The following is a 6,990-nucleotide window of genomic DNA, read 5'->3' as shown; positions in this document are numbered from 1 at the left end:
GATACATCCCCACCAACGACAAGATGGAGACCGCCATTCCTGGGGTCTATGCTGCCGGCGATATCCGAGTCAAACAGGTTCGCCAGGTAGCTACCGCTGTGTCTGATGGGGCCATTGCAGCCATAAACGCTTCTATGTGACAATAAATATTGTTGTGTCTGGCAAATTGCCGCTGGATTACGATTATAAAACTCCCCAGAACCGCTTCATGGTGGTTCTGGGGAGTTTTGCTATACACTTGATAGCTATCTATTATCTATGACCCTCTAAAATGGTTGACTGTATATTGGTACAATACTTGGGGCGTAGTGGCAGCCAGGCTGCTCATTGTCACAATATCTATCGAAAGCAATGCCTATAATTTTAGAAAAGTGCAGTCGGAGTAAGCTGCTGGTAAAAAAACCTTGGTACGTTTTGCTGATATGCAAAAATCTCAAAAGAGCCATAAGGAAAGACCTCCGCGCCGGGAATTCGGGAATGGGGGAGGCCTGTTACTCAGAGCATCAACCGAACAACCATCTTTTTTGGAAGGGCTCCTTCTGGATCATGCCGACATCATATCCCGTACCACGGATAGCGGCTGCAATGAGCTCCGGGTCCAGCTCTGCTTCAGAGATGACCACTGTCTGACATTTCGCACGGGAAGAACGAACCTTTTTCACCGGACAAGCTTTGCGTACGGCATCGTTGACATGGGACTCGCACATTCCGCACATCATTCCGTTGACTTCTATTGTATACTTCCACATGGGTTCTCATCCTTTCTCAATTCCGCAAGGTCAAACTGCGTTAGGATCAGCTAAGCGGTTAGGTGATTCTAACTATAGAATACACCTTGTAAGACAAAATTGCAAGGTATTGCCATGTAGGTTTCATACCGGCTCTGTTGAGTAAGACGGTTCCAGTGGTAAATGTATTTATTCCAAGATGTTGTTGTCATGCCGGGAGGGGATTTCAGGGCGATACGGCCATTTTAGTAAGGAATCCAATCACTCCTCTTGACAAATCAAGAGGAGTGATTTATGATAACAGTGTTATATAACGATGTTATGCGGAGGGCAGAAATGGAAGAAAAAACTACTGCCACCTTGGAGAGGATCCAACAGGTTGCTATGGAGGAGTTTGCAGAGAAGGGATTTCTGGGGGCCTCCCTGCGTCAGATTGTGAAGCAGGCCGGTGTCACCACGGGTGCGTTCTATGGCTATTTTTCCAGCAAAGAGGCGCTTTTTGCCTCCATTGTGGAGCCCCACGCCGCCGCTCTGATGGGCCAGTTTATGAAGGCTCAAACTTCTTTTGCTGAGTTGCCGGAGCAGGAGCAGCCGGACCATATGGGGCTGGAATCCAGTCAGTGTGTCCATTGGATGGTGGACTACATCTGCGACCACAGGGAGCCAGTAAAGTTGTTGCTATGCAAGGCTGAAGGCACCAGCTATGAGCGCTTTGTTCACAACATGGTGGAAGTGGAGGTGGAGTATACTCTTCAGTACATTGAGGTACTGCGCCGCTTGGGGCGTGTATGTCCTACACTGGACGAGCAACTATGCCATATCATTGCTAGCGGGATGTTCAACGGCATCTTTGAGATTGTTATCCACGATATGCCCAAGGAGCGGGCCATGTGCTATGTGGATCAACTGCGGGATTTTTACACTGCAGGCTGGCTGAAGTTAATAGGCCAGTAACTGCTGTATCGGTTTTTAGTAAGATAGGGGCTTTGCCCTCTTTCTTTTATACTGCAAGTTAGCACGAACTAACCAAAGGGAGGAATATTTATGAAGCAAAAAAAGCAAAATGCCTTGGCTGCCTTGCTAGGGTATGCGGGTAGCCACAGACGGCTTACTTTTCTGGGACTAGGGCTGTCGGGGATATCCATGATGTGCAGTATGGTACCTTATATCTGTATCTGGCTGGCAGCGAGGGATCTGATCGCAGTATCTCCGGACTGGACACAGGCTCAGAGCATCATACGCTACGGCTGGATAGCCTTTGCTTTCGCTGTGGGTGGTATCCTGATCTACTTTTTGGGCCTAATGTGTACGCATTTAGCAGCATTTCGCACGGCGGCCAACATCCGCAAGCAGGGTATGGCTCATGTTATGAGGGCACCGTTAGGTTATTTTGACACAAATGCGTCTGGTTTGATCCGCAGCCGACTGGATGCCGCTGCTGCCGATACAGAAACCCTACTGGCTCACAATTTGGCGGATATCGTGGGCACGTTCACTCTGTTTCTTTCCATGCTGGCGCTGATGTTGGTTTTTGATTGGCGCATGGGTGTGGCTTGTTTGCTGGCGGCGGTGATCTCAATCCTAGCTATGTTTAGCATGATGGGTGGCAAAAACGCTGGACTGATGGCGGAATACCAGGCGGCCCAAGACCGGATGGCTAAAGCCGGCACAGAGTATGTCCGGGGAATCCCAGTGGTCAAGATCTTTCAGCAGACCGTGTACTCCTTCAAAGCGTTTCAGCAGGCCATTGAGGAGTACAGCACCAAGGCGGAGCATTATCAGGGTGATATCTGCCGTGTGCCGCAATCTATCAATCTAACCGTTACTGAGGGGGCCTTTCTGTTTTTAGTGCCGGTGGTGCTATTTCTAGCGCCCGGGGCTCTGGCAACTGGTGATTTTGAGGGCTTTGTAACAAATTTTGCTTTCTATGCCGTATTTTCAGCCATCCTTTCCACGGCGTTGGCCCGGATTATGTTTGCTGCGTCCGGCATGATGCTGGCTGATACCGCCCTGGGCCGCATCCAGCCGGTAATGGACGCTCCTACCTTGCCAGTGCCGGATAAACCTCAGACTCCCAAAGACAACCGAGTAGTGTTTCGGGACGTGAGCTTTACCTATGACGGGGCGCAGACCCCTGCCTTGTCCCATCTTTCCTTTACCGCCGAACCAGGGGAGACGGTGGCTCTAGTGGGCCCTTCGGGCGGCGGCAAGACCACAGCGGCCAGCCTGATCCCCCGGTTTTGGGATGTGGACGAAGGTACTGTGGAAGTTGGCGGGGTGGATGTGCGCCAGATCAATCCGCATATGTTGATGGATCAGGTTGCTTTTGTATTTCAGAATAACCGACTGTTCAAGGCCAGTATTTTAGAAAATGTCCGTGCAGCCCGCCCCAATGCCAGTCGAGAACAGGTTCTTGCTGCCTTGGAAGCCGCGCAATGCAGCGACATTTTGGAAAAGCTGCCCCAGGGACTGGACACCGTGATCGGAACAGAGGGAACCTATCTCTCTGGCGGCGAAGCACAGCGAGTCGCCCTTGCCCGGGCTATTTTGAAGGATGCTCCCATTGTGGTACTGGATGAGGCTACTGCTTTTGCTGATCCGGAAAATGAGGCTTTGATCCAGAAAGCCTTTGCCCGGCTGACGAAAGGCCGCACTGTCATCATGATCGCCCACCGACTCTCTACGGTAGTGGGAGCGGACAAAATCTTGGTATTGGACAACGGTCAGCTGATAGAGCAGGGAACTCACAAAGAATTGATCGTGGCGGGCGGGTTGTACACCCAAATGTGGACGGATTACAACCAGGCAATCCGGTGGAAAATGGAGAGTGGCAAGGAGGAAAGGTAATGTTTGGAACAAAGTTTCAGCGGAAGTACGCCCTGACCGACCAGGGGGTAGAGAACGTCAAAAAGGGCGTCTTCTGGACGGTGATTGTCAATCTGGTGGTGATGGGTGGCGTCGGTATCCTGCATTTTGTGATGTCCGGACTAATGGCAACTCTGACTGAAGGTACTCCTCTGCCCGGTGCTCTCCAGGTGCTGGCGGGTCTTGTAGTGTTTGCTCTTCTGTCGTTTTTGACCCATCTCCAGCAATACAAAACCACCTACGGCCTTGTGTACGGCGAAGTGAAGGCCTCTCGCCTGCGTTTGGCGGAACAATTGCGAAAACTGCCCCTTGGTTTTTTTGGAAAACATGATCTGGCTGACTTAACAGAAACTCTAATGGGAGACGTCAACCGTATGGAACATGTTTGGAGCCATGTGTTGGGCTACCTGTATGGTTCCTATATCTCTACGGCTGTGATCACGGCCTGCCTGTTCTGGTACGACTGGCGGTTGGCCATTGCTTGTCTTTGGGGAGTACCAGTGGCTTTTGGCCTCCTGTTTGGGAGCAGAAAGATGGCAGAGCGCCAGGCCGGGCAGACCAAGGAGGCCGCTGTTCGGGTCTCGGACGGGATGCAGGAAGCCCTGGAAAATGTTCGAGAAATTCGGGCTGCCAATCAGGAAGAGCGGTATCTTGTCGGATTGTATCAAAAGATCAACGACCATGAGCGGGTCATGATTCACGGCGAGCTGGTCACTGGTTTGTTCGTCAATGGGGCTAGTGTTATTATGCGGCTGGGAGTAGCGACCACGATCCTCGTGGGGGCCCAATTGATTCTGGCTGGGCAGATAGACTTTATGCTGCTATTTTTGTTCCTGATGGTCATCACCCGAATCTATGCGCCTTTTGACCAGAGTCTGGCACTAATCGCCGAGCTGTTTGTTTCTCAGGTTTCGGCAGATCGGATGAATAGACTATTTGATACCCCGATTGCAGAAGGAACAGAGAAGTTCTGTCCCAAAGGGCATGATATTGTGTTCGACCATGTGGGCTTTGCTTATGATGAAAAGGTTGTCCTGAGTGATATCACCTTTACCGCAAAGGAGGGCGAGATCACTGCGCTAGTAGGGCCTTCCGGCTCTGGCAAAAGCACCTGTGCCCGGCTTGCAGCACGGTTGTGGGATGTTACCAGAGGGACAATCAAAGTGGGGGAGATAGATATTTCTACGGTGGACCCGGAGGCATTATTAACCGATTATTCCATGGTCTTTCAGGATGTAGTGTTGTTTGACGATACAGTGATGGAAAATATCCGACTGGGTAAACGAGGAGCTTCGGATGCAGAGGTGATGGCAGCGGCTAAAGCTGCCAACTGCGAGGAGTTTATCAAAAAGCTGCCGCAAGGGTACCATACATCCATCGGCGAAAATGGAACTAAACTTTCGGGCGGTGAGCGCCAGCGGATCTCAATTGCCCGCGCACTACTGAAAAATGCTCCTATTGTGTTGCTGGACGAGGCCACTGCCTCTCTAGATGTGGAAAATGAAACTAAAGTACAAGACGCCCTCTCCCGGCTTTTGGCGGGCAAAACAGTGTTAGTCATCGCTCACCGGATGCGCACAGTGGCCGGCGCGGATCACATTGTGGTGCTAAAAGAAGGGCGGGTGGCCCAGCAGGGTACCCCGCAGGAGTTGATGGCGCAAGGCGGTCTTTACCGGCGGATGGTAGAGCTTCAGAGCGAGAGCGCTCAATGGAATCTAAAGCAGGCATAAATCGGCTGCCGTCAAAACTTAAAAAATAACATTTTTTGAATTCATATGGAAAAATAGAGATCGTGGTCCGATTTACAAAGGATAACGGAAAATCACACGAACAAACTATTTTTGAATGGTCTGAAAAATCTTATGTAGACCAGAAGATATTGTATTTTCCAGGTTTAGAAATTCATTTAGCTAGTCACCTTGTGTTCAAAAATGGATCAGAAATTTATATGAGCCGTTATGAATATGGTGTTTTAAGCCTTTTGGCACGGCATCCTGGCAAACTGTTTACAAAAGAGCAAATTTTTGAAGCAGTTTGGCACAAGGACAGCGACAGCTATCTGCGAGCTGTATCCAGTACAATTGGACGAATTCGACAGAAAATTGAGGATGACAAAGATCATCCGCAATACATTAGAACCGTTTCAAATCGTGGTTACCAGTTCATGCCGAGGCCTGAAGATATTACACATTCTATAAGAAATCCATAATAAGGAAAGCCATCTCAACGAATTTAGGCCCTAGATTCGTTGGGATGGCTTTTGTTGTATTTTGACAGCTGTATTTTGACAAATGAATAAAATGAAAAAAGACGTCATATCCTTGCAATATGAATATGGAACACTTTACAATAGAGAAAAATCATTATAAGGAGATTGGCCTATGCAAACATTTAATGATGTTTTAAAACGTTTTCGAGTTTTTGTAGAAGAGTCCTCTTATTTGGAAGTGGTTCCTTGCCTCAGGGGATATGCAAGACTATTCAACGAAGATGAGCCTATTAATTTTAGTGCGGTTCTCTGCCAGAAGCCAGAAGAACTTTATCAGGTGTTGGCCAATGATTTGGAGACAGAACTGGATATAAGAAGAATGGATAACTGAAATTGGTATTGAAATGGTTTGATTTTAGCTTGGCTTTGGCATAGAAGCTTGGCAATCTATGCTATACTGTACAGCAAGGAAAAGAATATTATGATAATTTGATTTTGTTATAAAATTCTGTGAGATTCATTGCAAGTGAACGGGTAGAATCCAGCAGGGCTTTCCTTACTGGTTCTGGACAAGATAAGTATATTTGGTCCAGTTCTTTCAGTTCACATTCAGATTCGGCTGTTCGAGGTAGAATCAGAGCATCCAAAGAAACTGGCAAAACACGAAAAATTGCCAAAAGTATCTCATAGGACGGATTCATGATTCCTTTCTCAATATTAGCAAGATGCTTTGTTGATACATGACAAAGGGCAGAAAGCTGCTCTTGCGTTAAATCGGCTTTCTTGCGTGCAGTACGAATCTGTTTTCCCAAAGCGGCTATATCGGAATTCGGCATGATTGTTCACCTCAATTGTATTGTATCGTTCTTGTTTGATTCCTGGTATAACCTTATTGGTTCAGAAAAAAGGTCGGATTGTGCCGATTTTGATAATTTTATATTCTAACTCGGTCAGGTTATAAAAAACGGTTACTTGACCGAGGAGTATTCATGCGCTGTTTTGATCACAGTTTCCGTCTTTGGAGGGATAACTGTGATTTTTTGTTTTGGTAATGCATCAAAAAAAGCCTGGCTTTCAATGTAAGCGCTCCATAATCCCCCGACTGTAAAAAAGTACTGACCTGTGAGAAAATAAGAGAAAGTATCAAAAGTCTTAGAAGTCTTAGAAATCTGAGAAGTCTCGCAGGGG

Annotated in this window: 9 protein-coding genes; 6 read left to right on the top strand and 3 right to left on the bottom strand. The window is 48.0% G+C overall.

Features of this window, described 5'->3' with window-relative positions:
- The coding region (locus B5F27_RS17350) for an FAD-dependent oxidoreductase (RefSeq protein ID WP_343214650.1) at nt 1-140 on the top strand (140 nt) is incomplete at its 5' end.
- Between the two features lie 363 nt (nt 141-503).
- On the opposite strand, the gene B5F27_RS15455 is transcribed toward B5F27_RS17350, so the two are convergent.
- Nucleotides 504-749, bottom strand: coding sequence for a heavy metal-associated domain-containing protein (locus B5F27_RS15455; RefSeq protein WP_087249656.1), 246 nt, complete (start codon nt 747-749; stop codon nt 504-506).
- Nucleotides 750-1,064: 315 nt separating this feature from the next.
- Here B5F27_RS15455 and B5F27_RS15450 point away from each other — a divergent pair, with 315 nt between their 5' ends.
- The 5 genes from B5F27_RS15450 (at nt 1,065) to B5F27_RS15430 (ending at nt 6,193) form a co-directional block, all read left to right on the top strand.
- Nucleotides 1,065-1,682, top strand: a complete 618-nt coding sequence (locus B5F27_RS15450; RefSeq protein WP_087249660.1) for a TetR/AcrR family transcriptional regulator — start codon at nt 1,065-1,067, stop codon at nt 1,680-1,682.
- A 90-nt stretch (nt 1,683-1,772) separates the two neighbouring features.
- Entirely contained in the window at nt 1,773-3,575 is a 1,803-nt protein-coding gene (locus tag B5F27_RS15445; RefSeq protein WP_087368961.1) for an ABC transporter ATP-binding protein, read from the top strand.
- The gene (locus B5F27_RS15440; protein ID WP_087368960.1) at nt 3,575-5,323 is read left to right on the top strand and encodes an ABC transporter ATP-binding protein; all 1,749 of its coding nucleotides are present in this window, start codon (nt 3,575-3,577) and stop codon (nt 5,321-5,323) included. Before B5F27_RS15445 ends, B5F27_RS15440 begins: the two co-directional genes overlap by 1 nt.
- A gap of 62 nt (nt 5,324-5,385) precedes the next feature.
- Nucleotides 5,386-5,802 (top strand): response regulator transcription factor, encoded by a 417-nt coding sequence (locus B5F27_RS15435; protein WP_242962218.1) that lies wholly within the window; start codon nt 5,386-5,388, stop codon nt 5,800-5,802.
- Nucleotides 5,803-5,974: 172 nt separating this feature from the next.
- On the top strand, nt 5,975-6,193 hold the full coding sequence (locus B5F27_RS15430) for a hypothetical protein (RefSeq protein WP_087368958.1): 219 nt from the start codon (nt 5,975-5,977) through the stop codon (nt 6,191-6,193).
- 88 nt (nt 6,194-6,281) lie between these two features.
- Here the strand turns inward: B5F27_RS15430 and B5F27_RS15425 are convergent, their stop codons facing one another.
- Both B5F27_RS15425 and B5F27_RS17035 read right to left on the bottom strand, forming a co-directional pair.
- Nucleotides 6,282-6,638, bottom strand: coding sequence for a helix-turn-helix transcriptional regulator (locus B5F27_RS15425; protein ID WP_087368957.1), 357 nt, complete (start codon nt 6,636-6,638; stop codon nt 6,282-6,284).
- A 132-nt stretch (nt 6,639-6,770) separates the two neighbouring features.
- Nucleotides 6,771-6,990: hypothetical protein (locus B5F27_RS17035; protein WP_206423016.1), on the bottom strand; the 220-nt coding region annotated here is incomplete at its 5' end.

The sequence above is a fragment of the Faecalibacterium sp. An192 genome, from assembly GCF_002160175.1.
Classification (GTDB): domain Bacteria; phylum Bacillota; class Clostridia; order Oscillospirales; family Ruminococcaceae; genus Faecalibacterium.
Note: the sequence above shows the minus strand (reverse complement) of the source record. Positions and strands in the feature narration are given on the sequence as shown.

What these genes read in the sequence shown, in the direction of transcription:
- B5F27_RS15455 (WP_087249656.1), bottom strand. Translation starts at nt 749, where the DNA reads ATGTGGAAGTATACAATAGAAGTCAACGGAATGATGTGCGGAATGTGC.
- B5F27_RS15450 (WP_087249660.1), top strand. Translation starts at nt 1,065, where the DNA reads ATGGAAGAAAAAACTACTGCCACCTTGGAGAGGATCCAACAGGTTGCT.
- B5F27_RS15445 (WP_087368961.1), top strand. Translation starts at nt 1,773, where the DNA reads ATGAAGCAAAAAAAGCAAAATGCCTTGGCTGCCTTGCTAGGGTATGCG.
- B5F27_RS15440 (WP_087368960.1), top strand. Translation starts at nt 3,575, where the DNA reads ATGTTTGGAACAAAGTTTCAGCGGAAGTACGCCCTGACCGACCAGGGG.
- B5F27_RS15430 (WP_087368958.1), top strand. Translation starts at nt 5,975, where the DNA reads ATGCAAACATTTAATGATGTTTTAAAACGTTTTCGAGTTTTTGTAGAA.
- B5F27_RS15425 (WP_087368957.1), bottom strand. Translation starts at nt 6,638, where the DNA reads ATGCCGAATTCCGATATAGCCGCTTTGGGAAAACAGATTCGTACTGCA.